The organism is Citrobacter sp. 172116965 (assembly GCF_013458095.1).
Lineage (GTDB): Bacteria > Pseudomonadota > Gammaproteobacteria > Enterobacterales > Enterobacteriaceae > Citrobacter > Citrobacter braakii.
Genome location: NZ_CP046673.1, coordinates 3,367,088 through 3,393,406, shown reverse-complemented (window position 1 = coordinate 3,393,406; position 26,319 = coordinate 3,367,088). Strand labels below are relative to the sequence as shown.

Genomic DNA, 26,319 nt, shown 5'->3' with positions numbered 1-26,319 from the left:
CTAAATGTGACCACCCGGCAGAACTCGTCAATTGCCATTGTCTTTATCCTTGGCTTGTTAGCCATGCTGATGCCGTTGTCGATTGATATGTATCTTCCGGCACTACCTGTTATCTCTGAACAGTTTGGTGTGCCTGCAGGTAGCGCGCAGATGACCCTCAGTACCTATATTCTTGGGTTCGCGGTGGGGCAGTTACTCTATGGTCCAATGGCTGACAGCATTGGGCGCAAGCCGGTGATTCTGGGCGGGACGCTGGTGTTTGCGGCGGCGGCAGTTGCCTGTGCGCTGGCACAAACTATCGATCAACTGATCGTGATGCGTTTCTTCCATGGTCTGGCTGCGGCTGCGGCGAGCGTGGTTATCAACGCCCTGATGCGCGATATCTATCCGAAGGAAGAGTTTTCGCGCATGATGTCCTTTGTCATGCTGGTCACGACAATTGCACCCTTACTGGCACCCATCGTGGGCGGCTGGGTATTGGTATGGCTGAGCTGGCACTACATCTTTTGGATCCTCGCCGTGGCGGCTATTCTGGCGTCGGTGATGATCTTTACGCTGATCAAAGAGACCTTGCCGGTTGAGCGCCGCCAGCCGTTTCGCTTGCGTACTACTCTCGGCAACTTTGCCTCGCTGTTTCGCCACAAGCGTGTACTGAGCTATATGCTGGCCAGTGGGTTTAGTTTTGCCGGGATGTTCTCGTTCCTGAGCGCCGGACCTTTTGTTTACATTGAGATCAACCACGTTTCACCGCAGCATTTCGGCTATTACTTCGCGCTGAACATTGTTTTCCTGTTCGTGATGACCATCATCAACAGCCGCTTTGTTCGTCGGGTTGGGGCGTTGAATATGTTCCGTGCTGGCCTGTGGATCCAGTTCGTGATGGCGGGCTGGATGGTCTTTAGCGCGCTGTTCGGGGTTGGTTTCTGGGCGCTGGTGGTGGGCGTTGCGGCGTTTGTTGGCTGCGTGTCGATGGTGTCATCCAACGCCATGGCGGTCATTCTGGATGAATTTCCGCATATGGCGGGAACGGCGTCATCGCTGGCAGGGACGTTCCGTTTTGGCATTGGCGCCATCGTTGGGGCGCTGCTGTCACTGGCGACCTTTAACTCGGCCTGGCCGATGATCTGGTCGATAGCGTTTTGCGCTACCTGCTCAATTCTCTTCTATCTCTACGCCAGCCGCGCCAAAAAACGGTGATCTATTACACAACCTGGGGGCGATAGGGCCTCCAGAGTTGATGTACATCAACCGAAAATCTATCAATTTCCCCGCTTATGTTTATTTTATGTAAAATCAATTTATGTAAAAAGTCACATCATTGTAGTTAAAAAGGTTGAGTTAGATCGCAGAAACGAGTACATATAGCGCGGAAATATGCCAGAACCGTTGAATAAATTTAAATATTTGGTTCGGAAAGCAGCATAAAGTCAGGGTGTAAACGTTTACGAACTGTTTAAAGACGTATTGTCAATGATGTGTTAATATTGATGTAAAATAATTGTGAAGTGATTGTACTTCCAGGGAAAGAAAGTGATGACATTACAACTCTCAATCGTTCATCGTCTGCCACAGTGCTATCGTTGGTCGGTGGGTTTCGCAGGTTCAAAGGTTGAACCGATTCCGCAAAACGGTCAGAGCAATGAGAACAGCCTGGTGGCGCTCAAATTGCTTAGCCCTGATGGTGACAGCGCGTGGTCAGTCATGCATAAACTCAGCCTGGCCCTCAGCGACATTGAGGTACCTTGTTCCGTGTTGGAATGCGAAGGAGAGCCGTGCCTGTTTGTGAATCGTCAGGATGAATTTGCCGCGACCTGCAGACTGAAAAATTTCGGCGTGGCCATCGCAGAGCCGTTTTCAAATAACAATCCGTTTTGAGCGTCAGCTTAGCGCGAGCAGCTGACGCGTATATGCCTGCTGTGGCGCGTTAAATACGTGCTCGCATTGTCCTTGCTCCACGACCTCTCCCTGCCTTAGCACAATAACCTGATGGCATAACGCGCGTACTACGTGCAAATCATGGCTGATAAAGATATAAGCCAGGCGATGCTTTTCCTGTAAAGACTTTAACAACGTCAGGATTTGCGCCTGTACGGTTCTGTCGAGCGACGATGTTGGTTCATCCAGAATGATCAGGGAAGGCTTGAGAATCAAGGCTCTGGCAATGGCTATACGTTGACGTTGACCGCCGGAAAACTCCGCCGGGTAACGATGCCGCGTTTCGCTATCCAGTCCCACTTCCGCCATTACCGCTTTCACCTGCGCTTCGCGCTGCTCGGCTGACAGGGTTGGCTGATGAACGCGCAGTCCCTCCTCAATAATCTGTAGCACGCTCAGGCGCGGGTTCAGCGAGGAGTTGGGATCCTGAAACACGACCTGAATGCGGTGACGTACCGGTAACAGCTGGCGGCGATTTAAGGTATGCAGCGCGAGGCCATCGAACACAATGCTTCCCTGTGAGGTGATTAACCTCAGTAACGCCAGCCCGGTAGTGCTTTTCCCCGATCCTGACTCCCCGACCAGCCCCAGCGTTTCACCGGGCCGGAGGGAAAAACTGACGTTGTTAACCACAACGTTATGGTCCACCACGCGCTTCAGGATACCTTTACGGATGGGGAAGGCAACGCAGAGTTTTTCCACTTCCAGCAATGGCGCTTGCCCGGCAGGTACAGGCACCGGATCGCCGGAAGGTTCGCTGTTTAACAATTTCTGCGTGTAGGGATGCGTTGGCGCAGTGAGCAGCTGTGCTGCTCGATTTTGCTCAACGCACTGGCCGTTTTGCATCACCGCAACGGTATCGGCCAGTTTTTTCACAATGCTGAGGTTGTGGGTAATAAACAGTAATCCCATGTTCAGCTCGCGCTGTAGCTCCCGCAGCAACTGCAGGATTTGCGCCTGTACGGAGACATCCAGCGCGGTGGTCGGTTCATCGGCAATAAGCAGCTCCGGTCGCGTAAGTAGCGCCATGGCGATCATCACGCGCTGGCGTTCACCGCCGGATAGCTGGTGCGGATAGTCTGCGAGACGTTTGGCCGCCTGACGGATGCCGACCCGATCCAGACAGGTCAGTATTTCTGCCCGCGCGGCCTCCCGACGCATTCCCCGATGCAGCGACAGCACTTCATACAGCTGTTTTTCCAGGTTGTGAAGCGGGTTTAGCGACACCATTGGTTCCTGGAAAATCATGGCGATTTTATTCCCGCGAACGCCGCGAAGCGTCTGCTCATCGGCATGAAGCAATGATTCGCCATGAAAACGGATGTCGCCGGAAAGGTAGACTGCGGGAGGGGTCGGTAATAACCGTAGAATAGAAAGTGCGGTCACGCTTTTACCCGAACCGGACTCGCCCACCAGCGCCAGAGTTTGCCCGGCTTCAACCCTCAGTGAGAGGGTATTGACCACGGTGCGCACGGTCTCCTGTTGGCGAAAACCTACCGATAAATTTTCAATAGCTAACAGCGGTTGTGTCATCTTAAATCGCCTTGTTGGGATCGAACGCGTCGCGTACCGCTTCACCAATAAATATCAGTAGCGATAATAGCAGGGCAACGGAGATAAACGCGGTGATGCCAAGCCACGGTGCCTGCAGGTTGTTTTTACCCTGTAACAGGAGTTCTCCCAGCGATGGCGAGCCAAGCGGTAAGCCGAAGCCAAGAAAATCCAGCGAGGTCAGAGTGGTGATCGAGGCGCATAATATAAACGGTAAAAAGGTCAGGGCGGCGACCATCGCATTGGGCAGCATATGGCGCAGAATAATACTGCGATCGCTCACGCCGAGCGCCTGAGCGGCACGAATGTAATCAAAGTTTCGGGTACGTAAAAATTCCGCGCGTACCACGCCAACCAGGCTCATCCAGCCAAACAGCACGGTAATGCCCAGTAGCCACCAGAAGTTTGGCTGGACCACGCTCGACAGCAGTATGATCAAAAACAGCGTTGGCATACCTGACCAAACCTCAATGAATCGTTGCCCCCACAGATCCACCTTACCGCCATAATAGCCCTGGATTGCGCCAGCCATGATCCCCATCACGCTGGAGCACAGGGTTAGCATTAATCCGAACAGGACAGAAATACGTGTGCCGTAGAGGATCCGTGCCAGCACATCACCACCGTTGGCGTCCGTTCCCAGCCAGTTTTGTGCAGAAGGCGGGGAAGGGAAGGGCTTATCGGTGGCAAAGTTAATGCTGGTGGCTCCAAAGCGTATCGGCGCCCACAGGATCCAGCCCCGGTTTTCCAGGCGCTGCTGTAACCACGGATCCTGATAATCAGCCTGGGTTGCCAATGGTCCGCCGAAGTCGCTTTCACTGTAGTTTTTGAACAGGGGGAAATACCAGCTATTGTCGTAGCGCACCAGTAGCGGCTTATCATTGGCAATCAGTTCTGAACACAGGCTAAGGCCGAAGAGCAGTAGAAAAATCCACAGCGACCAATAGCCGCGACGGTTATGGCGAAAACGCGCCCAGCGGGCCTGATTGACGGGGCTTAATCGCGACATTAGCGTCCCTCAAAATCAATACGGGGATCGACCAGCGTGTAGCTGATGTCGCTGAGGATATTCAGCAGCAGACCGATCAGGGTGAAGATATAGAGCGTGCCAAACATTACCGGGTAGTCACGTGATACGGTGGATTCATAACCCAGTAGTCCCAGACCGTTAAGTGAAAACATCACTTCAATCAGCAGCGAACCGGTAAAAAACATGCTGATAAACGTTGCCGGGAAGCCAGCGATTACCAGCAACATGGCATTGCGAAACACATGTTTCCACAGAATGTTTTTCTCGCTGACCCCTTTGGCGCGCGCGGTGACGACATACTGTTTGCGTACCTCATCCAGAAATGAGTTTTTGGTCAGCATGGTTAGCGCGGCAAACCCCCCAACCACCGTCGCCAGCACTGGCAGGGTAATATGCCAAAGGTAGTCGGTCACTTTCTGATACCAGGCCAGGGAATCAAAATTGGCGGAAACCAGTCCGCGAAGCGGGAACAGGTCGTAATAGCTGCCCCCGGCAAAAAAGACGATCAGTAAAATCGCAAACAAAAAGGCTGGTATGGCATAGCCAATAATAATGAATGCGCTGCTCCAGACATCAAATCGGCTGCCGTTGTGAACGGCTTTGCGGATCCCAAGCGGTATCGACACCAGATAGATAATGAGCGTACTCCATAGCCCCAGCGTGACGGAAACAGGCAGGCTATCTTTGATAAGCGTCAGCACTGAGGCGCTACGAAACAGACTGTCGCCGAAATCGAAACGAATATAGTCCCAGAGCATTTTGAAATAACGCTCATGAATAGGCTTATCGAACCCGTAACGGCGAGTGATTTCGGCGATCACTTCCGGGTCAAGACCACGGCCACCTCGGTAATTACTGTCGCTGATATTGCCGACGCCGGTTTGCGCGTGGCTGGCGCGAATGCCTTCACTACCCGCGCCGGGTAATGCCCCGCTTTGCCCGAACTCAATGGCGGCGACGGCCTGCTCAACCGGACCACCGGGGGCAATCTGCACGATAAAAAAGTTGATGGTGATGATGGCCCAAAGCGTTGGGATCACCAGTAGCAGACGTCGAATCAGATAAGCGCCCATTTATTCTCCCTGCCGTCTGGCTGCTGGCAGTTTCGCCGCTTTGTTAACGTCGTACCACCAGTTGTCGAGACCAATGGTATAAATGGGGCGAATAGCTGGATGCGAAAACTTATCCCACCAGGCGATGCGATCCTCTGCCATAAACCACATCGGCAACATGTAGTAGTTCCAGGTTAATACCCTGTCCAGTGCCCGACCGAGTGGGATTAGTTTGGCTTTATCACCCTGCGCCGCGATGATTTGGTTGATCAGTTTATCAATCACCGGGCTTTGCACGCCCGGGGCGTTATAGCTGGAGTCAATATATTCAGAGGCCCAGAGAATTTGCAGGTCCGAACTTGGCCACGGCATTGCGCGATACAATCTCGGCATCATGTCATAGTCACGACTGCGCAGCCGGTTTGTGATTTGTGAGTTATCAACCTGGCGGATGTTCATTGTAATGCCTAAGCGCTGCAGGTTGTGCTGGAACGGCAGCACCCACTGGCTGTTACTGCCCGCCGGGAGCAACAGTTCAAAGCTCAGAGGTTTACCGTTGGCGCTGTTTACGCGCTGTTGTCCCTTAAGTACCCATCCGGCCTGCTCCAGTAAGGCATCGGCTTTCAACAGGTTGTCACGATCGTAGCCATCGCCTTTTGATTTCGGCGGCTGATAAATTTGGCTGAAGACCTCAGGGGGGAGATCTTTTTTCAAGGGCGCAAGTATTACCAGTTCATCCGCATCGGGGTAATTTTTAGCGGCATACTCGGTATTCTGAAAATAGCTGTTGGTCCGGCTCCAGGCGTTATAGAACAGAGCTTTATTCATCCATTCAAAATCAAAGGCCAGGGTGATGGCTTCTCGCACCCGTCGGTCGCTGAACACCGGGCGCTGAATATTAAACGCCAGCCAACGCGTATCCTGGGCGGATTCGTTTTTTTGCTCATCTTTGATGATGTAATGATTCGCGAAATTTTTACCGGTATAACGTGTCGCCCAGTTTTTGGCATCGTTTTCAAGACGCAGGTCAAACGCTCCGGCCTTAAACGCTTCAAAGGCGACGTTGTCATCCAGATAGTAGTCGTAGCGGATGGTATCAAAGTTCCAGCGGCCACGGTTGACGGGCAGATTAGCGGCCCAATAATCGTTGACGCGCGAATAGACAATGTACTGACCCATCTTCCATTTCGTGATGCGATAAGGACCGCTGGCGAGCGGAGGCGATGATAAGGGATCGCTGAGCTTATGATCTTTCCAGTACTTCTCTGGCATCACGGGTAATGAAAACAGGCTGAGCATGTCCTCTTTACCCGGTTTGGCTAATTCAATACGTACGGTTAATGGCGCGATCGCTTTTACCGTTGTTCCCTTGTAGACCAGGCGAAATTGCGGCACGCCTTCAGTCATAAATTTGTGGAAGGTGAATGCGACATCGCTGGCAGTAATGGGGGAGCCATCGTGAAAACGCGCTCGCGGATTAATGGCGATTTCTACCCAGGAATAGTCATCAGCATAGCGTGCGCTGTCGGCGATGAGCGGATAATAGCTGCCAGGCTCATCGTCAGAGGTAGTAAACAGCGTATCGTAAAGCGTTTCGGTACGTGCTCCGGGATTACCGCGCATCGCATAGCGGTTGAAGTTATCGAATGTGCCGATGGCGGAGAGGGTGATTTGCCCGCCTTTGGGGGCCGCAGGGTTGACGTAATCAAAGTGATTAAAGTTAAACGCGTACTTCGGTTCGCCCAGTACGGCAAAAGCATAGCTTTCTTTGATGGACTGCGCCTCGGCGCTAAACCCGATGAGGGCGATAAACAGCAGCAATACGCGAGGGATCATTAAATGCGATTTCCTTTTCTTGCCACAACCCGACGGGCATCATGCCTGAAAGATAAGGGATGTGGCGGCGAGTGAGAGTATATGATTCGCATACTGCGATCACCACGTCGGCTTATTGGGCTGCGCCATCCAACGCACGAAATCAGCAAGTTTTAATGGTCGGCTAATCCAGTATCCCTGGAAAAAATGCACTCCACGATCGCGTAGCCAACGGGCTTGCTCAGGCGTTTCAACCCCTTCAGCCACCGTCAGCATATTAAGACGCTTAGAGAGTGTCAACACGGCGTCCAGAACCGGAGAGGTCAGGGTCTCTGTTCCAATGGCGTTAATAAAGCCGCGATCGATTTTCAGGTAGTCAACGGTAAAGCGTTCCAGATAAATCAGCGCGCTATGACCGGTGCCAAAATCATCAATGGCAATTTCAAAACCTGCGGAATGAAGCCATTCAAAAAGCTTTGTGGCCTCGTGTTGATTAAGCATATCCCGTTCGGTGATCTCCAGCACCATCTGGAAATGGTTTGCGGGAAGCGAGGCCTGCAGGTGATGAATGTCGTCTTTAAACGTCTCGCCGTGCAGATGCGTTGGCGCGATATTGATCCCCAATTTTGCTCCAGCGGGTAACACTTTTTGCAGCATCGGTGCGTCCTGGGCTATCAACTTAAAGAGATGCTGGGTCAGCGGGACAATCATTTTCTGGGATTCGGCGTAGTGAATAAAAGCATCCGGTGGGATCTCACCCGTTGTCGGATGATTCCAGCGTAATAACACCTCTACACCTTTCACCTCCAGTGTCTGCACCTCAACGACGGGCTGGTACACCACATAAAACTGGTTATGTTTGATAGCGTTGAGGATATCTTTGCCCGGACGTAAACGGATGGTGTAGATGTAGTACCAGAGAAGAAGTGCAGCAATAATCCCCGCCATGCATCCCAACATAATCGAATACCAGATGTCGGTATAGGTCCACTCATCAGCATATAAACGAATCTGTAGCGGAATACCTTCCAGGGTCGCCTGCCGCCAGTGAGAGTGGGGCAGAGCGGAGGCATCAATAATCCGTGATGAAAATGTTGAAATCGCGTTATCACCGACGACTATGGCAATACCGTTAAAATCATCCTGTCGGGCGGTATAAAGCAGATAAGGGGCCAGATTAATATTCAGTGAGGTAAACACGCCGCTATCAGTGAACGGGTAATGACTCCAACTTATTGATAGTGTTTTATGTTCAGATAATGCCCGATGACTTTGTCATGCAGCTCCACCGATTTTGAGAACGACAGCGACTTCCGTCCCAGCCGTGCCAGGTGCTGCCTCAGATTCAGGTTATGCCGCTCAATTCGCTGCGTATATCGCTTGCTGATTACGTGCAGCTTTCCCTTCAGGCGGGATTCATACAGCGGCCAGCCATCCGTCATCCATATCACCACGTCAAAGGGTGACAGCAGGCTCATAAGACGCCCCAGCGTCGCCATAGTGCGTTCACCGAATACGTGCGCAACAACCGTCTTCCGGAGCCTGTCATACGCGTAAAACAGCCAGCGCTGGCGCGATTTAGCCCCGACGTATCCCCACTGTTCGTCCATTTCCGCGCAGACGATGACGTCACTGCCCGGCTGTATGCGCGAGGTTACCGACTGCGGCCTGAGTTTTTTAAGTGACGTAAAATCGTGTTGAGGCCAACGCCCATAATGCGGGCAGTTGCCCGGCATCCAACGCCATTCATGGCCATATCAATGATTTTCTGGTGCGTACCGGGTTGAGAAGCGGTGTAAGTGAACTGCAGTTGCCATGTTTTACGGCAGTGAGAGCAGAGATAGCGCTGATGTCCGGCAGTGCTTTTGCCGTTACGCACCACCCCGTCAGTAGCTGAACAGGAGGGACAGCTGATAGAAACAGAAGCCACTGGAGCACCTCAAAAACACCATCATACACTAAATCAGTAAGTTGGCAGCATCACCCAGTGAACGATGGGTTCCGGTGCCAAATCATTATCGCCGGCTTGTTCGGCATCATGGGCGTACCGGGGAGTAATTCCACATCAATATTTCTGCTGATATCGAGGCTTGGGACCAGATCTAAAATCGGGGTGAACATTGCGCCCGTTGCGGAGGAGCAGAAAGCAATGCCGTTTTTGACCAGTAAAAATGCGCGAACGTTGAGGCTAAAGGCCGCGCTGGAGGTCAGTTGAGCAGCGACTTGTTGGCAACTGTTGGCGACCAGTGGCTGAAGGTCATCTGTGGTGGATTTGAGATCGGCGAAGTAGCTGCTGACATAATTCTGGATATCGGAAAGGAGCGTGTCGTACTTAATGTCCCGTTTATGCCAGGTCACGAAAAATTGCAGGGTACTCACCAGGAGCGCGACGATAAGCCCCGTTAACATACAGGAAAGCAGGATTTTCTGATTGGATGAAGAGGAGCGTTTAAACATAGTTCCTTATGTTTACCTGAGTTAACCGCTTATTCTGTATGAATATAACCTGAAATGACTCACCTTGTGAGATTTTTCTTAGTCACAAGACAAAGCAAAAAAAAAGCACCGCCGAAGCAGTGCTTTTCAAAATGTCTCATCAGGATAGCCAAGGGATAGCTGCCAAACGAAATTAACTGCGGCTCAGGACCCGGCGAGCTTCGTTGTAACGTTTTTTCCAGTAAGGTTCGTTCATGCTGGAAATGATAACGCCGCTGCTGGTCGAGGCGTGTACGAACTGGTTGTTGCCGATATAAATACCGACGTGACGGCCAGTGGAGCCAGCACGGAACAGAACCAGATCGCCTGTGCGCAGGTTAGTGCGCGAAACGGATTTACCCGTTTCCTGTTGTTCGTAGGTTGAGCGAGGAAGCTCTAAACCAAATTGCTCGCGGAACGTACGTTGTACGAAGCTTGAACAATCAATACCTTTTTTGGTGCTGCCGCCAAGGCGGTAACGCACGCCTTTCCAGTCAGCATACTGGTCCATAATACGTGATTTAACATCGATATTACGGACCATATTTTCAAATTCATCCTGAGAGGCTTGCAGTGAAGAGTTATCTCCATTGCCCACAGCATGCGTCTCAGAATGCATATTCCTGGCGGTGTTCGTTGTGCTACATGCAGAAAGCAGAACCGCAACTGCTATCGCGGGTATGCCCCGCAAGATATATCTCAAAATCGGTTGAGATTTGACCATTTTGTTTGTTTTCCCTTGAAGTCCTTAACGATAAATATCGTTATAAAAAATGCCAAACGTGACGAGACTAATTACCATCGCACGATGAGACAATTCTTTAAGGTCAAATCTGTGGCAGAACGCACAAATTTATTCCTGAAGAGAATAATTATCCCGCGAGGCAAAACGAGTTCGAGATTACCCGATCGGTCCGGTCATTGCGAGTGAATTTACGTGATTTCTTATAAGAAAAATTGATACAGAAAGTGAATAACCGGCATTGCCTAAATTAAGAACAATCGGGATAAAAAAGACGCAACCCAATCATTTTAAAGATGAATAAGATGACAGGAGAATGACAGCCAGAATGATGAAATATCGACAAGCATCATCAGGGAATCAGAGTTTTCCCTGATGATGTTAATTACTGTGCGTTATTTGTTTAAAAAATGTTTGTTTTTACCGGGCAGATAATTCGCAAACAGAGTGACTAATCGGTCGCTTAACGGTGTCATTAGCCACCAGGGCAGACCAATCAAGACGACAGTCATGGAACCGATCACGATATCGGTGAGCCAGTGAGCGCCAATCATTATGCGTGGAAAGGCAAAAACCACAGCGATAATAAGGCCGATTATTCCGGCGACTTTTCCGAAATAACGCAGCATAAATGCGGAAAAAATAAGCAGCATCATACCGTGATCGCCGGGGAAACTGTCTCTGGACGCATCTTTAGTCGGAATATGCAGCAGTTCGCTGACGCGATAAATATTATCCAGCATCAGAGTAGGGCTGGCGCGTTTAACGGGAATAAGCGCCTGGCCTAACTGATTTAATACCACTGCGGTGAGCAGCATAACCAGGCCAATAGCGACAATGCGTCGGCGACCTTCCGACGTTTCTTTCAGCCAAAAATGCAGCATCAAGGCACCCATTGCCAGCAATGAGCAACCATCAAATGCCCGGTTATTGGTAATAGCAACAATCCACAAGAACTGCGGGCTTTCCACCAGTTTCTGGTTAAAGAAGCGGAAAACGCCCGTATCCAATGAAGACCAGATCCCATGTCCGGCAGGAAGATACCAGGACAGAAACAGCGCCAGCCCCGTAATATTGAGTAGGAGAATAAGAGGGTATCGGGTTTTCATCATCGTTTACCATTGCTATAAAAACGAAGGCAACCTTACGCGTTAGCGTCTAAACGAAGTCTCAACAATGCACTCTGTAGCGTATTCCAGTCGGTCTCAGTATCGGCGATGAGTTCAATACGGCTATCCGGTGGCGCGACGTTTTGCGTCTCAATATGCCAGTCGTCTCCCTGGCGGTTAATGCGCACCAGCCCTTCCTTTATACGCATGACACCTTTCACGCGCCCCACGGGGGCAAGACGGGACCATTCCAGCAGACCGATGGTATCGAACACCGTATCGGCGTCAAAAATCCAACCGCAGGCCTGATGGCCCTGGCCGCTGTTCAGGCTGCGCCGCCAGCGCTGCTGTGACGGCAGACTCAATGCCGCCAGTCCCTTTTTGTCTGCATGGCTATGGGCGTGCTCTGTGCTTGCAGGAAGCTCTGCCAGGTTTAGTCGGGGTAAATCCAGTAACTGCCCGTCAATTTGCCCATGGTCGGCATGAACCAACTGGCGATTACCGCCGTAGTGTTGCCACCAGGTTTGTAAGGCGTTTTCGCTTTCCGCTGTGGCGCGGTCGGCTTTATTGGCAACAATGATATCTGCGGCGGCCAGCTGATCGCGGAAATTGTCATTGGCGACGCTTTTTTCATCCATTAACAGCCGGGGGTCAAGAATACAGAGGGTCGCGCGCAGATCGATCCACGGTTCGTAAACCGGTGCGGTGAGTAAATCCAGAATTTGTTTAGGGTGTCCGAGGCCAGTGGGTTCAATCAGCAATCGATCGGGTTTTCCCTGACGCAGCAGCGTATTGAGGCCAACCTGCATCGGTAGACCGTTAACGCAGCACATACAGCCGCCGGGGATCTCTTTTAGTAATGCGCCGCTGTCGGCTAACAGGGCGCCATCAATACCTACTTCACCAAACTCATTGACCAGCACGGCCCACTTCTCTGCGGGATCCTTGTTCGCCAATAGATGAAGAATAGAGGTGGTTTTGCCACTGCCGAGAAAACCAGTGATGAGATTGGTTTTAGTCACAATTACTCCAGAATCATAAATTACCGTAATGGCATTTAACAATCCTGGCGAAAAATGGGGAAAAAGAGAAGGGGTGAGGGGACGAAGACGTGCTTCGTCCTGTTTAATGGCAGAAATCGTTAATTTTTTAACGTTTCAATGACAGCCTGATGCGCACCGTATTGGGCAATACGTTGCCAGGCCTGCTGAATGGCCGCGACAAACTGCGGATTCTGTACGAGATCGGCGGAGAAAATCTCATGCAGCGAAAGCAGGGCGCTGACGCGTTCTGATTCAGTGCTCTGTGCCACCAGAGCGGCAATTTTCTCACTGAGCGGGTCACGAATATCAATCGTAGCGCCTGAATCATCCACACCGCTCACGTAGCGCATCCAGCCTGCGATGCCGAGCGCCAACAGCGGCCACTCGCTTTGACGTGCTAAATGCACGCGGATCCCTTCCAGCATTCGCTGGGGTAATTTCTGGCTACCATCCATCGCGATTTGCCAGGTTTTGTGTTTCAGCGCCGGATTGGCAAAGCGGTCCAGCAGGCTTAAGGCATACTGGTTTAAATCAACATCAATAATTTGCAGCGTGGGGGCCTGTTCGGTGAGCATCAGCCGGTAAGCGGCTTCACGAAATGCGCTATCCTGCATACAGTCGCTGATGTGCTGGAATCCGGCCAGATAGCCGAGATAAGCGAGAAACGAATGGCTGCCGTTCAGCATCCGCAGTTTCATTTGTTCCCACGGCAAGACGTTTTCAACCATCTGGACACCCGCAGATTCCCATTGCGGACGACCACAGACAAAGTTGTCTTCAATCACCCACTGAATAAACGGCTCGCAGCTGATTGCGCAAGGATCGGCAACGCCCAGCTCGTGGGCGATTTCAGCCAGCGACTCTTCGGTGGCGGCGGGAACAATGCGATCCACCATAGTACCCGGGAAACTGACGTGCTCCTGGATCCAGTGCGCCAGCTCAGGAGAGCGTTTTTCCGCCATCCCCAGTACGGCATTTTTTACCACATGGCCATTGTCCGGGATGTTATCGCAGGAGAGGACGGTAAATGGCTGCAGTCCACGTTCACGTCGGCGGTGCAGCGCTTCAACGATAATACCGGGGGCGGAGTGCGGTTCAGCCGGTGTCTGCAGATCGTGAATAATACGCGCATTAGAGAGATCTAACGAACCCGTCGCCGGATCGATGCAGTAGCCTTTTTCCGTGATGGTTAACGAGACAATCGCGACCTGAGGCTCGCAGAATTTTTCAATAATGGCCGCCAGCGAATCCAGCGTGGCGTTCAGGCATTCGTTAACGGCACCGATAACAATAGGCTGGTTGCCGTTAGCCCCTTTTTCTAACACGGTAAATAAATGATCCTGTTCGCGAAGCTGACGCATCAGCCGATCGCCACTGAACAGGCTGATCTCGCAAATTCCCCAGTCTCCGCCCTGCGCATTCAGCACCCTGTCGGTTAATAACGCCTGATGGGCGCGATGAAAAGCACCGAAACCAAAATGTACAATCCGCGTTTTTAATTGTTGGCGGTCGTACCGCGGCATCATGACATTTTCCGCCAGTGGCGCTGAGGCAATAGTTTTCATTAAATACACCTGATTAACCATTAATTAACAATGGCAGTATAAAGTTATATGACAGCAAATTGAATTGGTGTGCCTTATTTATCCGGGGAATGTGAGCTGGATCAATCAATGATAGGCCATCTGTTGAACATCTTCGGGATGGCTGTATGGTAGTCGTCATTCGGGTAGTTTAATTTGGTATAACAACTTGTGGGGTGAAACAATGGAACAAACCTGGCGTTGGTACGGGCCTAACGATCCGGTATCGCTTGATGATGTGCGTCAGGCTGGCGCAACGGGTGTTGTGACCGCCTTGCACCACATTCCCAACGGTGAAGTGTGGCCGGTAGAAGAGATTCAACAGCGTCAGGCTATTCTGGCTGAAAAAGGGCTGACCTGGTCGGTGGTGGAAAGTATTCCTGTCCACGAAGATATCAAAACGCGTTCAGGCCAGTACCAAACGTGGATTGCCAATTATCAGCAGAGTATCCGTAATCTGGCGACCTGCGGCATCGATACCGTGTGCTATAACTTCATGCCGATCCTCGACTGGACGCGTACCGATCTCGAATATCAGCTGCCGGACGGCTCCAAAGCGCTACGTTTTGACCAGATTGCTTTTGCAGCCTTCGAACTGCATATTCTTCAGCGCCCTGGCGCCGCAGCGGATTACACCGCAGAAGAACAACGCCAGGCGCTGAATTACTTCAATGCTATGAGCGATGCCGATATCGAAAAGCTGACCCGCAATATCATTGCCGGCCTGCCCGGTGCGGAAGAGGGCTATACACTGGATCAGTTCCGTGCGCGTCTCGCTGAATATGACGGCATCAGCAAAGACGATCTGCGCGATAATATGGCGGTATTCCTGCGGGCGATTGTGCCTGTGGCGGAAGAAGTCGGCGTGCGTCTGGCTGTCCACCCTGACGATCCGCCGCGTCCGATCCTCGGCCTGCCGCGCATTGTTTCGACTATCGAAGATATGCAGTGGCTGAAAGAAACCGTCGACAGCATCAATAACGGTTTCACCATGTGCACCGGTTCCTACGGCGTGCGCGCCGATAACGATCTGGTGAAAATGATCGAAACCTTTGGCGATCGAATCCACTTCACGCATCTGCGCTCCACCTGCCGTGAAGATAACCCGAAAACCTTCCACGAAGGTGCGCACCTGCAAGGCGATGTGGATATGGTATCGGTGGTTGCTGCCATCCTGAGCGAAGAACAGCGCCGTAAAAAGGCGGGCGATTTGCGTCCTATCCCGATGCGTCCGGATCACGGACACCAGATGCTTGACGACCTGCACAAGAAAACCAACCCAGGCTACTCCGCGATTGGTCGCCTGAAAGGGCTGGCGGAAGTTCGCGGCGTTGAACTGGCGTTAAAACAAACGCAGTTCCGCGATCTGCTGTAAGGTTAACAACAGGGATTGTGCCGCAGCGCGATCCCTGAAATTCATCAAGGCTGCGCTAGCGCCTGCTCCAGTACCGACAGCACCTTTTTGATCTGCTGTATCTGCAATCCGCCAAACCCGAAAAACATAACAGCATCGCTATTCTCCCTACGCCATGCGGCTCCTGAGCCATTTTCTATATCTGGCAGAGTGTCAAAGCGGATCCCTGCCAGCAGGCAGCGCTGTTGCAGCCTGGCTATCATATCTGGGTGTCTGTCAACGCGTAACGAGAGGTGCAGACCCGCCGTTGCGCCAGCGATTTTCCCTGACGGAAACAGAACAGAAAGGCCATCGCGTAATAGATTGAGGCGCGCCGCATAGTTGCAGGCCAGCTTGCTGATGTGCGAGTAAAACACCTGATTTTGCATTAATTCGGCTAAAAATTGCTGCAATAGCCACTGACTGCCGTTGTTGTTGAGCGCTTTCATATTCTTTACTGCCGGGAGCAGTTCATCAGGACAAATGAGATAGCCAAGACGCGTTCCCGGCCCCAGCGTTTTGGAAAATGTCCCCATGTAGATAACCCGGTTGTGATAATCCATAGCTTTCAGTGCAGGAAGGGGGTTCTCGCCATAGGTAAAAACAGCATCGTAGTCGTCTTCAAGGATATAAGCGCCGACGCGCTGCGCCCACGTCAATAATGACTGACGGCGCTCCAGCGAAAGGACGCTTCCCATTGGATACTGGTGAGCCGGAGTCACATAGCAAAGCTGGGTTTCATATTCGGGTAATTTATCTGTTTGCAGCCCGTGGTTATCTACAGCAATTGACGTAATGTCTGCACCGTAATAATTAAACAGATGCCATGCGCCAGAATAGCAAGGGGATTCGGTTACAACGTGGCACTTTTTTTGCTGACTGACGGCATGATGAACAATAAATATTTGACTGAGCAGCGACAATCCTTCCTGAATCCCATTGGTAATGATGATGTTCTCCGCCCGGGTATTAATGCCGCGAGATAAATTAAGGTACCTGGCTAGTTGCTCACGCAGTGAAAATAATCCATTTGATGAATGATATCGGGTAAACAATTGCTCTTTAAGTACGCTTGGCGCGTTATTCCATTTTCGCCAGCTTGCCCAGGGAAAAGCATTGGGATCGGGGACGCCCATCCGGCAGTAGCACTCCCGCCCAGGCTCTGCGTAAACATCGGTAGAGACCCCGGCCGCTTTTGGTGTTACTGGCGGAGAGCCCTGGGGTACGGACACATGCGCTGGGGTTACACGTACAGGCGTGGTGAATATCACCTCATAGCCAATGCCGTGTCGGCTCTTAATTAATCCAGCCGCCACCAGCTTATCATAGGCCATCACTACCGTTATTTTGGCAATGTTCAATGCCTGAGCCTGCTCGCGAATAGAGGGGAGTTTATCTCCACACAGCAAATCCCCCCGCTGAATGGCCTGTAAATAAAATTGAAATATCTGCAACTGCAGCGGAGTCCGGCTTTCTCTATCGAGAGTCAGTTTGAGCATGATAAATTCCTTATTTATAGATGGTAATTATATTACGGACTTCTGCTCTTTACTATTTGACGAACCTCATAGAGTGGATGCTGTTCCTATAATCTGCCTTCGCTGTCTCTATTTTTGATTTTTATTATCCCTTAGCGTGTCGCTATTAAAAAAATGGAGGCAAGCATGTCGTGGATAAGAAAAAACGCACTATGGTGCGCATTCGCCGGGGCGGTAGCAATGGCCCTGGCTATTTGGGGAACGTGGCAAGGCGTTCATTACACCAGTTCTACCGAGTTTTGTTTATCGTGTCACTCGATGCGCATATCTGGCGAGGAGTATAAAACCAGCATGCATTTTCGCAATGCTTCTGGTGTGCGTGCGGAGTGTAAGGATTGTCATATTCCGCCAGGCATCGTCCCAACGCTGGTTCGTAAAACGCAAGCCTTAAACGACCTCTACCACACCTTTATCTCTCCTTCGATCGATACCCCGGAAAAATTTGCCGCAAAGCGGGCGGAGTTGGCCCAGCGAGAATGGGCGCGCATGAGCGCGAATAATTCAGCGGCGTGTAAATCCTGCCATAGCTACGAGGCGATGGATCACGGTAAGCAATCGGCAAATGCAGCGGCGCAAATGACCGCGGCGGCGGCAAAAGACAGTAACTGTATCGATTGTCACAAAGGCATTGCCCATCACAAACCCGATATGAGCAGCGGTTTTCGCGATCGTTACAAGCAGTTGCAGCGTCAGGGAGAGCAGTTACCCACGGCGACGACGCTGTATTCGTTAGGCGAAAAATCACTGACTGTGACAGCAGAGAGCCCGGCAGGTAAAGCCATGCTGTACCCGGCAACGCAAGTGCGTGTGCTGAAAAGAGAAGGAAAAAACGTTCAGATAGAGCTGACCGGCTGGCGGGAAAGCAAAGGACGTGGACGGGTGATTACCCAGTATATGGGTAAACGCGTTTTTGCTGCCGTATTAGATGCCTCGCTGATGAGCAATGTGAAGGTTGAGCAAACACAGGTTGATCCGGAGTCACATCAGGAGTGGCAGCAGGTCAGCGTGATGGCCTGGAGTTCGGCGGAGGGTTTTACCGACAATATTGACCCCCTCTGGCAATACGCCGATCAGATGTTGCAATCCACCTGTAGCGCTTGCCACAGCACGCCGCCGCCGACCCGTTATTCCGCGAATGGCTGGATCGCCGGACTGAAATCCATGTCCACCTACTACCGGCTTAATCCGGTGGAAGACCGTACGTTGTTGAAATATCTCCAGACTCACGCCAGCGATATACCTCAACCTAACAATTCAAAAGGATAATTTATGGATATTCATGATTTTAATCCGTCACGTCGACGGTTTTTAAGCGGAATGCTGGCAGTCGGTGCCGTCAGCGCTTTAGGGCCAAATCCACTGATCTCAAAGGTCTGGGCAGCGGGTGAAAACCCGGAGCAATGGATCCAGTCTGGCTCGCACTTTGGCGCTTTTGAAGCCAAAGTCGTGAACGGTGAATGGGTCGATACCCGCCCCTTCAAACATGACAAATACCCCTGCGATATGCTAAATGCGGTGCGTGAAGTGGTCTACAACCCATCGCGCGTGCGCTACCCGATGGTGCGGCTGGACTGGCTGCGCAAGCGTGAAAAGTCAGATCGCAACCAGCGCGGCGATAATCGCTTTGTCCGTGTGAGCTGGGATCAGGCGTTGGATCTGGTTTATGAAGAGCTGGAGCGGGTACAAAAGACCTACGGATCTTCTGGTGTCTTTACCGGGCTGGCGGACTGGCAAATTGTTGGCAAATTTCATAAGGCCGGCGGCGCGATGGATCGGGGACTCGGCTTGCACGGTAGCTATGTAACGACCGTCGGCGACTACTCGGCAGCCGCAGCGCAGGTGATTTTGCCGCATGTGATTGGTTCGCTGGAAGTTTATGAGCAGCAAACGTCACTCCCGATGGTTATCGAAAATACCCAAACCATCGTGCTGTGGGGCTGCGATCCTATCAAGAATCTGCAGATCGAGTTCCTGGTTCCCGATCACGATGCGTTTGGCTATTGGCAGCAGATTAAAGAAGCGGTTGCGCAGGGTAAGATGCGCGTTATCAGCGTTGATCCGGTGCGTAGCAAGTCGCAAAACTATCTTGGCTGTGAGCAGTTGGCGCTGCGACCGCAAACGGATGTCGCGTTATTGCTGGCGCTGGCGCATACCCTGTACGAAGAAAAACTGTATGACGTGGCGTTCATTAACGATTATACCGTGGGCTTTGAACAGTTCTTGCCGTATCTGCTTGGGGAAAGCGACAAGCAGCCGAAAAACGCCGAATGGGCGGCGGAAATCTGCGGTCTGACGGCGGAGCAGATCCGCGACTTCGCCCGCCTGCTGGTCAAAGGCCGGACACAGTTTATGGGCGGCTGGTGCGTGCAGCGTATGCACCATGGCGAGCAGTATCCGTGGATGCTGGTGGTGCTGGCCAGCATGGTTGGCCAAATTGGCTTGCCGGGCGGCGGAGTAGGGTTTGGCTGGCACTATAACGGCGGCGGGACGGTCACCTCTGCCGGTCCCGTCCTGTCCGGCCTCGGGAGCATCAACAATCCCCCGGCCGCGAAATACAAAGCGGATTTCCGCGGCGCTTCAGAGCATATTCCTACCTCGCGAATGATCGATTGTCTGCTGGCGCCAGGCAAAAAGATCGCTTTCAACGGTGAAACATTAACTTTCCCTGATATCAAAATGGCGATTTTCAGCGCCGCCAATCCGTTCCATGCGCAGCAGGATCGTAACCGCATGATCGAAGCGTGGAAGAAGCTGGAAACCGTGGTCGTTCTGGATCATCAGTGGACAGCATCCTGTCGTTTTGCCGATATCGTCCTGCCTGTGACCACGCGCTTTGAGCGTAATGACATTGAGCAGTTCGGTACACACTCGAATAAAGGGCTGATGGCGATACATCAGGTGGTTAAACCGCAGTTTGAAGCGCGACATGACTTTGATGTCTTTGCCGGTCTGTGCAAACGCTTTGGTCAGGAAGAGACATACCGCGAAAAGCGGGATGAAATGCAGTGGATAAAAGCCATTTATGATGAGGGCGCGAAAACGGGAGCGTCCCTTGGCGTGAGTATGCCGAACTTCGAGAGCTTCTGGCAGGGCGAAGGATACATTGAATATCCTGCCGGGAAGCCGTGGGTGCGTCACGGAGAATTTCGCGAACAGCCGGATATCAATCCGTTAGGAACACCCTCTGGTCTGATTGAAATTTACAGCAAAACCATCGCGGGCTTTGCCTACGATGACTGCCCGGGGCATCCGGTGTGGATGGAACCCTTTGAGCGTACCCATGGCAGCAAAACAGATAAATATCCGCTGCATCTGCAGTCCTGCCATCCGGATAAACGTCTGCACTCCCAGCTGTGCTCAAGCGAGGCGTTTCGTAACACCTATGCGGTGGCAGGAAGAGAGCCGCTGTACATGAGCGAGTCGGATGCCCGCGCACGTGGCCTGAAAGCCGGGGATATTGCGCGCGTGTTTAACGCCAGAGGCCAGGTGCTGGCCGGGGTGGTGATCAGCCCGGATTACGCGCCTGGCGTCGTCCGGATTCATGAAGGCGCGTGGTATTCGCCGCAGGAAGGCGGGAAAGCGGGCACACTATGCACTTATGGCGATCCGAATGTGCTGAGTGCGGATATCGGTACATCACAACTGGCGCAGGGGCCTTCGGCGCATACGGTGCTGGTCGAGGTGGAGCGGTACCAGGAGAATGCCCCGCAGGTCACAGGCTTCGGCGGGCCGGAGGTTGTGAAAGAGGAGGGGGCAAGTGCAGCATAATCATATTCATCGACAGCGGGCGGCGGTGTACCAGTGGTTTTCGCAACTGCTGTTCCGCGAGCTGGACGAGGAGCAACTCATCCGCCTGGAAAGTGGGGAAAGCCGAAAGTGGCTGGCGTCGTTGACGGCTATCCCTGGGTTATCCGTTGATGTCAAAAACCTGGAACGTAGTCTCGTTCGGGCGCTGCGCCGGGAAAGCCGACAGCTGGAGCTGGCGGCGGACTATGCCTCGTTGTTTTTGCTGGCACCTCCCGGCGGCGTTTCTCCCTATGCGGGGCATTATCCGCATACGACCGCGCCTGATGAACGCAAGGAAATGAATGTGCTGTTAGTCGAGTATGGGCTGACCCCGCAGGACAACGAGCCTGCCGACCATATTGCTGTACAGCTGGCACTGATGGCGAGAATGGTTACCAAAAAGGAGACGTTATCGGCGCAATATTACTTTTTGCATCATCACATTATGTGCTGGGCACCCCTGCTACGGGAAAGTTGTTTACACCGGGACGAAGAGGGGGTTTATCCTCAGGCGGTTAACGTCATAACGCATTTTATGCGTGAGGATGAGCTGTATCTGGAATCTCTGTTGGTGGATGATTTTTACCTCAGCAGCCAGGGCTGAAAAGAAACAAAGGGACAGCAAATGCTGTCCCTTTTCGCCGGTGTCGCAGCAGAAAAGTTAGTCTGCGCGGCCCATATAGCGACGTTCTTCGATATGAATACGGATTTTTTCACCTGCACTCAGATATTCAGGAACCAGGATAACCAGACCGGTGCTCATGGTCGCTGGTTTGTTACGCGCACTTGCTGACGCGCCTTTAATGCCCGGTGCCGTTTCAACGATTTCCAGGTCTACCGTTTGCGGCAGTTCAAGCGCCAGCAACTGACCGTCCCAGGTCAGTACCTGCATATCCGGCATTCCGCCTTCCGGGATGAACAGCAATTCTTCTTCGATCTGGTCTTTGGTGAAGGTATACGGGGTATAGTCTTCTTTATCCATGAAGACGTATTCGTTGCCATCGACATAGGAGAAATCAACGCCACGACGGCTCAGGGTGACGGTATCAACGATGTCATCGCCTTTGAAGCGCTCTTCAACTTTCAGACCGGTACGAACATCAGAAAAACGCATTTTGTACAGCGTGGCGGCGCCACGTGCGGTTGGTGATTGAATATCAATATCTTTTACAATCAGCAGTTTGCCGTTGTAATTCAGTACCATACCTTTTTTAATTTCGTTCGCTCTTGGCATCGAAAAAATCCTGTAATGAGGAGTGTCTAAAATATCGCGTAAAACTACTCGCGCCGGGGCATTCAGGCAAGCGGAATTGATGCTTTTGCTGGTGCAAAAAAGGTGTTACTGTGCGCTTCCTGCACAATCCGATGGTTTACGATAAAGAGAGTACTGTATGGAATGCCGTCCGGATTGTGGTGCATGTTGCACCGCGCCTTCAATTTCCAGTCCCATCCCCGGCATGCCTGATGGCAAGCCCGCTAATACACCATGCGTTCAGCTGGATGAATCCCTGCGCTGTAAAATTTTTGCTTCGCCTCTGCGGCCAAAAGTGTGCGCCGGTTTACAGCCCAGTGCGGAAATGTGCGGACAGACGACGCACCAGGCCATGGTCTATCTCATCGAGCTCGAGGCGCTGACCGCACCTTAAACGTCTTTGATGCGCGTCAGACACGCGACGGTGGCGACGATCATCACCAACGCAAACCAGAATACCGCGTGATAGTTCCAGATTTCAGCGGCAATACCCGCCAACGATCCGGCAATAATCCAGCCCACGCGAATGGTATTTGTATAGAGAGTTGTGGCTGAACCCGCTTGTCCCGGCATCAGATCCTGGAAATAGAGCATGCCAATCCCGCCGAGGATGCCGATGTAAATCGCGTTCAGCAGCTGTAAGCCAAGCAATATCGCCGGAGAGTGGGCCAACAGCATGCCGGCATAAAAGAAAAATCCGGCGACAACGGCGATTCTCATCAACAGGCGTTTGCCCAGACGCTTCGCGAAGTATCCGGCAATCAACATGGTTGGGATTTCCAACCCCGCGGCAGTTCCCATCATGATGCCCGCCAGCTTTTCCGGCAGATGCAGTTCGTTGATAATAAACAACGGCATATTAATGATATAGAGACTGTTAGTCCCCCACATTAACGTGCAGATAACAAACAGTAGCAGCGTGTCGCGTCGATTGCGGCGCGGGGCTTCTACCGCGCCTGTCGCGAGAGGCACGTTTTTACTCATCGAGGGTAAGAACAGCCAGACCATTACGCCGCAGACAACAAACGCCACCGCCGCGCTGAGGTACATCACCGTAAAGCTAAACCCCATGGCCAGCGCGTAGGCCAGCGGCGGGCCAATCACCCAGGCCAGCGAAACCTGCGCACGTAATATCGAGCTGAACATGACGGCTTCCCGACCCGTACGGTCGGCGTGCTCGCGGGCGAGAGCAAACATTTGCGGGTTGGCGGTCGAACCGAAGCTGCTGAGGAATACCCCGACAAATAGCAGAATAAAATAGTTACGGTTCCAGGCGAACAGCACGCAGGCCAGCATCCCCAGCACGCAGCAAAACACAATCAGGTTTTTGCGATCGCCTTTTTTATCTGAACGTCCGGCCAGAAACTGACTCACCAAAATGCCGATTACGGCGCTACCGGTAAAAAAGAACCCGACCATGCCGGGACGGGCATGGACTTCATCCGTCAGAAAAAGGCTGAGGGTTGGCGTCTGCAACGCACCGGCGATACCCGTCAGAAATGCGACAAGCAGGAACGCCGAAGACGTTAAATCAAACGCCTTGGGTGTGGCGGCTACGGGGGTGTTGTGCATGTTTTGATATCAATAATGTGAAGAGACGCGGAGTTTACGCTGCTTGTCAGAAAATAAACAGGGAGCCAAATCAAAATCGGCATCAAAAATCAAAATAGCATTTCAGTCAGAGAAAGCAGTTTGCTGACGCTGCTGAATCTGACAGGCTGACGCCGTTTTTGCGTCAGCAATTTTTTCTCCTCCGCGGAAAAAATGTGCGTTATCTCTAAATTCAGCAAGTAATTTGTCAACTTTACTTGTGTGCTGAAGAAAAAAGAGCAAGACTTCTTGAAACGTTTCAGCGTCATCTCGCCATAACTGATGGAGTCAGGTGACGCCTTTTTTCTCATGTTAGCTGAATCGTTTCAAATCAGCGGGAGAGGAGAACCATGTTCCAGTTATCTGTTCAGGATATTCACCCGGGCGAACAGGCCGGGAATAAAGAAGAGGCTATTCGCCAGGTTGCCGCTGCCTTAGTGCTGGCAGGTAACGTAGCGGAAGGCTACGTCGATGGCATGCTGGCGCGTGAACAACAGACGTCCACGTTCCTCGGCAACGGTATTGCTATTCCTCACGGTACGACGGACACGCGCGATCGGGTGCTGAAAACCGGCGTGCAGGTGTTTCAGTTTCCGCAGGGCGTGATCTGGGGTGAAGGGCAGGTTGCTTATGTGGCAATCGGCATCGCCGCCAGCTCTGATGAGCACCTCGGTTTATTGCGTCAGCTGACGCACGTGCTGAGCGATGACTCCGTCGCTGAACAGCTGAAATCTGCGACCACGGCGGAAGAGTTGCGCGCGTTGCTGATGGGGGAAAAGCAAAGCGAACAGCTGAAGCTTGATAACGAAACGCTGTCGCTGGACGTCGTTGCCAACTCGCTGGTCACGCTGCAGGCGCTCAACGCCGCACGGCTGAAAGAGGTCGGCGCGGTTGACGCCACCTTTGTGGCCAGAGCCATTAATGAGCAACCGATGAATCTCGGTCAGGGGATCTGGCTGAATGACTGTGCTGAAGGCAATGTGCGCAGCGCCGTTGCGGTCAGCCGCGCAGCAACAGCGTTCGATGTACAAGGTGAAGCGGCAGCCCTGCTGGTGACCGTCGCCATGAATGACGAACAACCGGTTGCGGTGCTGAAGCGCCTTGGCGATTTGCTGCTGAATAATAAAGCTGACCGTTTGTTGAAAGCCGATGCGGCAACGGTGCTGGCGCTGCTGACCAGCGATGATGCCTTAACTGATGATGTACTGAGCGCCGAATTTATTGTGCGCAATGAGCATGGTTTACACGCCCGCCCGGGCACCATGCTGGTGAATACGATTAAACAATTTAACAGTGAAATTACCGTGACAAATCTTGATGGAACCGGCAAGCCGGCGAATGGACGCAGTCTGATGAAAGTTGTGGCATTAGGCGTGAAGAAAGGACATCACCTGCGCTTTACCGCCCAGGGTGAAGATGCTGAACAGGCGCTGAAAGCGATTGGCGAAGCCATCGCGGCGGGTCTTGGGGAGGGCGCGTAATGAGCAGACGTGTTGCTACTATCACCCTTAACCCAGCCTACGATCTGGTGGGTTTCTGCCCGGAAATTGAACGCGGTGAAGTGAACCTGGTTAAAACGACCGGTCTGCACGCGGCAGGGAAAGGGATTAACGTCGCTAAGGTTTTGAAAGATTTAGGTATCGATGTAACGGTGGGCGGTTTCCTCGGTAAAGACAACCAGGATGGTTTTCAGCAGTTGTTCAGCGAGCTGGGTATCGCCAACCGTTTTCAGGTTGTACAGGGGCGTACCCGTATCAACGTCAAGCTGACCGAAAAAGACGGCGAAGTGTCCGATTTCAATTTCTCCGGCTTTGAAGTTACCCCGGCTGACTGGGAACGCTTTGTGAATGACTCGCTGAGCTGGCTGGGCCAGTTCGACATGGTGTGCGTCAGCGGCAGTTTGCCGACCGGCGTTAGCCCGGAAGCATTCACCGACTGGATGACGCGCCTGCGCAGTCAGTGTCCTTGCATTATCTTTGATAGTAGTCGTGAAGCACTGGTGGCCGGTCTGAAAGCGGCGCCGTGGCTGGTAAAACCAAACCGTCGTGAACTGGAAATCTGGGCTGGCCGTAAGCTGCCAGAAATGAAAGATGTGATTGAAGCTGCACATGCGTTGCGCGAGCAGGGTATTGCTCACGTGGTGATTTCACTTGGCGCGGAAGGTGCGCTGTGGGTTAACGCTTCGGGTGAGTGGATTGCTAAACCGCCGTCAGTCGAGGTGGTAAGCACCGTAGGCGCGGGTGATTCAATGGTTGGTGGCCTGATTTACGGCCTGCTGATGCGTGAATCCAGTGAACACACCCTGCGTCTGGCAACCGCTGTTGCCGCCCTGGCGGTAAGCCAAAGCAATGTGGGCATTACCGATCGTCCTCAGTTGGCCGCAATGATGGCGCGTGTCGACTTAAAACCGTTTAACTGACAGCAG

21 protein-coding genes and 2 pseudogenes are annotated in these 26,319 nt (G+C 52.3%); 9 read left to right on the top strand and 14 right to left on the bottom strand.

Annotation, left to right across the window (positions count from 1 at the left end; all coding sequences use genetic code 11):
- Positions 1-6: 6 nt before the first annotated feature.
- Together GPJ68_RS16570 and GPJ68_RS16565 are read left to right on the top strand one after the other, a co-directional pair.
- Complete coding sequence (locus GPJ68_RS16570; RefSeq protein WP_016157000.1) at positions 7-1,197, top strand: Bcr/CflA family multidrug efflux MFS transporter; 1,191 nt, start codon at positions 7-9, stop codon at positions 1,195-1,197.
- A gap of 333 nt (positions 1,198-1,530) precedes the next feature.
- A complete protein-coding gene (locus GPJ68_RS16565; RefSeq protein WP_104651223.1) occupies positions 1,531-1,875 on the top strand; it encodes a YejG family protein in 345 nt (114 codons plus the stop codon).
- Positions 1,876-1,878: 3 nt separating this feature from the next.
- On the opposite strand, the gene yejF is transcribed toward GPJ68_RS16565, so the two are convergent.
- The 11 genes and pseudogenes from yejF to GPJ68_RS16510 all read right to left on the bottom strand — a co-directional run bounded on the left by yejF (position 1,879) and on the right by GPJ68_RS16510 (position 14,317).
- The gene (yejF, locus tag GPJ68_RS16560) at positions 1,879-3,468 is read right to left on the bottom strand and encodes a microcin C ABC transporter ATP-binding protein YejF (RefSeq protein WP_047500955.1); all 1,590 of its coding nucleotides are present in this window, start codon (positions 3,466-3,468) and stop codon (positions 1,879-1,881) included.
- Between the two features lies 1 nt (position 3,469).
- Positions 3,470-4,495 (bottom strand): ABC transporter permease, encoded by a 1,026-nt coding sequence (locus tag GPJ68_RS16555; protein ID WP_053389538.1) that lies wholly within the window; start codon positions 4,493-4,495, stop codon positions 3,470-3,472.
- Complete coding sequence (locus GPJ68_RS16550) at positions 4,495-5,589, bottom strand: microcin C ABC transporter permease YejB (RefSeq protein WP_104651224.1); 1,095 nt, start codon at positions 5,587-5,589, stop codon at positions 4,495-4,497. The genes GPJ68_RS16555 and GPJ68_RS16550 overlap by 1 nt, the downstream gene beginning before the upstream one ends.
- A complete protein-coding gene (locus GPJ68_RS16545; RefSeq protein WP_047500957.1) occupies positions 5,590-7,404 on the bottom strand; it encodes an extracellular solute-binding protein in 1,815 nt (604 codons plus the stop codon).
- Between the two features lie 99 nt (positions 7,405-7,503).
- Positions 7,504-8,604: pseudogene (locus GPJ68_RS16540) on the bottom strand (cyclic di-GMP phosphodiesterase); the annotation flags it as partial.
- A gap of 11 nt (positions 8,605-8,615) precedes the next feature.
- Positions 8,616-9,313, bottom strand: a protein-coding gene (locus GPJ68_RS16535) for an IS1-like element IS1A family transposase (RefSeq protein ID WP_103215986.1) whose coding sequence is annotated in 2 segments (ribosomal slippage) — positions 8,616-9,064 and positions 9,064-9,313 — 699 coding nt in all. Because the reading frame shifts where the segments join, the coding sequence is not laid out codon by codon here.
- A 65-nt stretch (positions 9,314-9,378) separates the two neighbouring features.
- Positions 9,379-9,840 (bottom strand): annotated as a pseudogene (locus GPJ68_RS16530) (CSS-motif domain-containing protein); the annotation flags it as partial.
- Positions 9,841-10,012: 172 nt separating this feature from the next.
- Complete coding sequence (mepS, locus tag GPJ68_RS16525; RefSeq protein WP_003027474.1) at positions 10,013-10,582, bottom strand: bifunctional murein DD-endopeptidase/murein LD-carboxypeptidase; 570 nt, start codon at positions 10,580-10,582, stop codon at positions 10,013-10,015.
- Positions 10,583-10,995: 413 nt separating this feature from the next.
- Positions 10,996-11,709 (bottom strand): phosphatase PAP2 family protein, encoded by a 714-nt coding sequence (locus tag GPJ68_RS16520; protein ID WP_049042834.1) that lies wholly within the window; start codon positions 11,707-11,709, stop codon positions 10,996-10,998.
- Between the two features lie 35 nt (positions 11,710-11,744).
- A complete protein-coding gene (locus GPJ68_RS16515; protein WP_104651225.1) occupies positions 11,745-12,731 on the bottom strand; it encodes a GTP-binding protein in 987 nt (328 codons plus the stop codon).
- Between the two features lie 119 nt (positions 12,732-12,850).
- Positions 12,851-14,317 carry a mannitol dehydrogenase family protein gene (locus GPJ68_RS16510; protein ID WP_104651226.1) on the bottom strand — a complete coding sequence of 489 codons (1,467 nt, stop codon included), beginning with the start codon at positions 14,315-14,317 and terminating at the stop codon, positions 12,851-12,853.
- Positions 14,318-14,519: 202 nt separating this feature from the next.
- On the opposite strand from GPJ68_RS16510, the gene uxuA reads away from it, so the two are divergent.
- Positions 14,520-15,710 (top strand): mannonate dehydratase, encoded by a 1,191-nt coding sequence (uxuA, locus tag GPJ68_RS16505; protein ID WP_016156994.1) that lies wholly within the window; start codon positions 14,520-14,522, stop codon positions 15,708-15,710.
- Between the two features lie 44 nt (positions 15,711-15,754).
- On the opposite strand, the gene GPJ68_RS16500 is transcribed toward uxuA, so the two are convergent.
- Positions 15,755-17,227, bottom strand: coding sequence for a PLP-dependent aminotransferase family protein (locus GPJ68_RS16500; RefSeq protein WP_131346417.1), 1,473 nt, complete (start codon positions 17,225-17,227; stop codon positions 15,755-15,757).
- Between the two features lie 165 nt (positions 17,228-17,392).
- Between GPJ68_RS16500 and torC the strand changes: the two genes are divergently transcribed.
- Genes torC through torD form a run of 3 tightly spaced genes read left to right on the top strand, consistent with a single transcriptional unit; the run spans position 17,393 to position 21,656 of the window.
- Complete coding sequence (torC, locus tag GPJ68_RS16495) at positions 17,393-18,532, top strand: pentaheme c-type cytochrome TorC (RefSeq protein ID WP_104651227.1); 1,140 nt, start codon at positions 17,393-17,395, stop codon at positions 18,530-18,532.
- 3 nt (positions 18,533-18,535) lie between these two features.
- Positions 18,536-21,034 carry a trimethylamine-N-oxide reductase TorA gene (gene torA / locus GPJ68_RS16490; protein WP_104651228.1) on the top strand — a complete coding sequence of 833 codons (2,499 nt, stop codon included), beginning with the start codon at positions 18,536-18,538 and terminating at the stop codon, positions 21,032-21,034.
- A complete protein-coding gene (torD, locus tag GPJ68_RS16485; RefSeq protein WP_016156990.1) occupies positions 21,024-21,656 on the top strand; it encodes a molecular chaperone TorD in 633 nt (210 codons plus the stop codon). Before torA ends, torD begins: the two co-directional genes overlap by 11 nt.
- 57 nt (positions 21,657-21,713) lie before the next feature.
- Here torD and yeiP read toward each other — a convergent pair whose 3' ends face one another.
- Positions 21,714-22,286, bottom strand: coding sequence for an elongation factor P-like protein YeiP (yeiP, locus tag GPJ68_RS16480; RefSeq protein WP_016153740.1), 573 nt, complete (start codon positions 22,284-22,286; stop codon positions 21,714-21,716).
- A 157-nt stretch (positions 22,287-22,443) separates the two neighbouring features.
- On the opposite strand from yeiP, the gene GPJ68_RS16475 reads away from it, so the two are divergent.
- Positions 22,444-22,698, top strand: a complete 255-nt coding sequence (locus tag GPJ68_RS16475) for a YkgJ family cysteine cluster protein (protein ID WP_016153739.1) — start codon at positions 22,444-22,446, stop codon at positions 22,696-22,698.
- Here GPJ68_RS16475 and setB read toward each other — a convergent pair.
- Positions 22,695-23,876 (bottom strand): sugar efflux transporter SetB, encoded by a 1,182-nt coding sequence (setB, locus tag GPJ68_RS16470; protein WP_016153738.1) that lies wholly within the window; start codon positions 23,874-23,876, stop codon positions 22,695-22,697. The genes GPJ68_RS16475 and setB overlap by 4 nt on opposite strands.
- A 368-nt stretch (positions 23,877-24,244) precedes the next feature.
- Between setB and fruB the strand changes: the two genes are divergently transcribed.
- Together fruB and fruK are read left to right on the top strand one after the other, a co-directional pair.
- The gene (fruB, locus tag GPJ68_RS16465; protein WP_016156988.1) at positions 24,245-25,375 is read left to right on the top strand and encodes a fused PTS fructose transporter subunit IIA/HPr protein; all 1,131 of its coding nucleotides are present in this window, start codon (positions 24,245-24,247) and stop codon (positions 25,373-25,375) included.
- Positions 25,375-26,313 (top strand): 1-phosphofructokinase, encoded by a 939-nt coding sequence (fruK, locus tag GPJ68_RS16460; RefSeq protein ID WP_003834544.1) that lies wholly within the window; start codon positions 25,375-25,377, stop codon positions 26,311-26,313. The genes fruB and fruK overlap by 1 nt, the downstream gene beginning before the upstream one ends.
- Positions 26,314-26,319: the final 6 nt, after the last annotated feature.

What these genes read in the sequence shown, in the direction of transcription:
- yejF (WP_047500955.1), bottom strand. Translation starts at nt 3,468, where the DNA reads ATGACACAACCGCTGTTAGCTATTGAAAATTTATCGGTAGGTTTTCGC.
- GPJ68_RS16555 (WP_053389538.1), bottom strand. Translation starts at nt 4,495, where the DNA reads ATGTCGCGATTAAGCCCCGTCAATCAGGCCCGCTGGGCGCGTTTTCGC.
- GPJ68_RS16550 (WP_104651224.1), bottom strand. Translation starts at nt 5,589, where the DNA reads ATGGGCGCTTATCTGATTCGACGTCTGCTACTGGTGATCCCAACGCTT.
- GPJ68_RS16545 (WP_047500957.1), bottom strand. Translation starts at nt 7,404, where the DNA reads ATGATCCCTCGCGTATTGCTGCTGTTTATCGCCCTCATCGGGTTTAGC.
- mepS (WP_003027474.1), bottom strand. Translation starts at nt 10,582, where the DNA reads ATGGTCAAATCTCAACCGATTTTGAGATATATCTTGCGGGGCATACCC.
- GPJ68_RS16520 (WP_049042834.1), bottom strand. Translation starts at nt 11,709, where the DNA reads ATGAAAACCCGATACCCTCTTATTCTCCTACTCAATATTACGGGGCTG.
- GPJ68_RS16510 (WP_104651226.1), bottom strand. Translation starts at nt 14,317, where the DNA reads ATGAAAACTATTGCCTCAGCGCCACTGGCGGAAAATGTCATGATGCCG.
- uxuA (WP_016156994.1), top strand. Translation starts at nt 14,520, where the DNA reads ATGGAACAAACCTGGCGTTGGTACGGGCCTAACGATCCGGTATCGCTT.
- GPJ68_RS16500 (WP_131346417.1), bottom strand. Translation starts at nt 17,227, where the DNA reads ATGCTCAAACTGACTCTCGATAGAGAAAGCCGGACTCCGCTGCAGTTG.
- torC (WP_104651227.1), top strand. Translation starts at nt 17,393, where the DNA reads ATGTCGTGGATAAGAAAAAACGCACTATGGTGCGCATTCGCCGGGGCG.
- torA (WP_104651228.1), top strand. Translation starts at nt 18,536, where the DNA reads ATGGATATTCATGATTTTAATCCGTCACGTCGACGGTTTTTAAGCGGA.
- yeiP (WP_016153740.1), bottom strand. Translation starts at nt 22,286, where the DNA reads ATGCCAAGAGCGAACGAAATTAAAAAAGGTATGGTACTGAATTACAAC.
- GPJ68_RS16475 (WP_016153739.1), top strand. Translation starts at nt 22,444, where the DNA reads ATGGAATGCCGTCCGGATTGTGGTGCATGTTGCACCGCGCCTTCAATT.
- setB (WP_016153738.1), bottom strand. Translation starts at nt 23,876, where the DNA reads ATGCACAACACCCCCGTAGCCGCCACACCCAAGGCGTTTGATTTAACG.
- fruB (WP_016156988.1), top strand. Translation starts at nt 24,245, where the DNA reads ATGTTCCAGTTATCTGTTCAGGATATTCACCCGGGCGAACAGGCCGGG.
- fruK (WP_003834544.1), top strand. Translation starts at nt 25,375, where the DNA reads ATGAGCAGACGTGTTGCTACTATCACCCTTAACCCAGCCTACGATCTG.